Source organism: Campylobacter sp. MG1 (assembly GCF_026616895.1).
Taxonomy (GTDB): Bacteria; Campylobacterota; Campylobacteria; order Campylobacterales; family Campylobacteraceae; genus Campylobacter_E.
Genome location: NZ_JANYME010000032.1, coordinates 1 through 717 on the forward strand (window position 1 = coordinate 1; position 717 = coordinate 717).

Genomic DNA, 717 nt, shown 5'->3' on the forward strand with positions numbered 1-717 from the left:
TAACGGATTAAGCATACCGCCTGGGGAGTACGGTCGCAAGATTAAAACTCAAAGGAATAGACGGGGACCCGCACAAGCGGTGGAGCATGTGGTTTAATTCGAAGATACGCGAAGAACCTTACCTGGGCTTGATATCCTAAGAACCTTGTAGAGATACGAGGGTGCTAGCTTGCTAGAACTTAGAGACAGGTGCTGCACGGCTGTCGTCAGCTCGTGTCGTGAGATGTTGGGTTAAGTCCCGCAACGAGCGCAACCCACGTATTTAGTTGCTAACAGTTCGGCTGAGCACTCTAAATAGACTGCCTTCGCAAGGAGGAGGAAGGTGTGGACGACGTCAAGTCATCATGGCCCTTATGCCCAGGGCTACACACGTGCTACAATGGCATATACAATGAGAAGCAATACCGCGAGGTGGAGCAAATCTATAAAATATGTCTTAGTTCGGATTGTTCTCTGCAACTCGAGAGCATGAAGCCGGAATCGCTAGTAATCGTAAATCAGCTATGTTACGGTGAATACGTTCCCGGGTCTTGTACTCACCGCCCGTCACACCATGGGAGTTGATTGTGCTTTAAGTCGGAATACTAAACTAGTTACCGCCCACAGCAAAATCAGCGACTGGGGTGAAGTCGTAACAAGGTAACCGTAGGAGAACCTGCGGTTGGATCACCTCCTTTCTAGAGTACATACTCTTTAACTCACACTAAAGAGTAATAA

1 rRNA gene is annotated in these 717 nt (G+C 48.3%); it reads left to right on the forward strand.

Going from position 1 to position 717, the window contains the following annotated elements:
• Nucleotides 1-677, forward strand: a 16S ribosomal RNA gene (locus NY022_RS09550); the annotation flags it as partial.
• Nucleotides 678-717 lie beyond the last annotated feature (40 nt).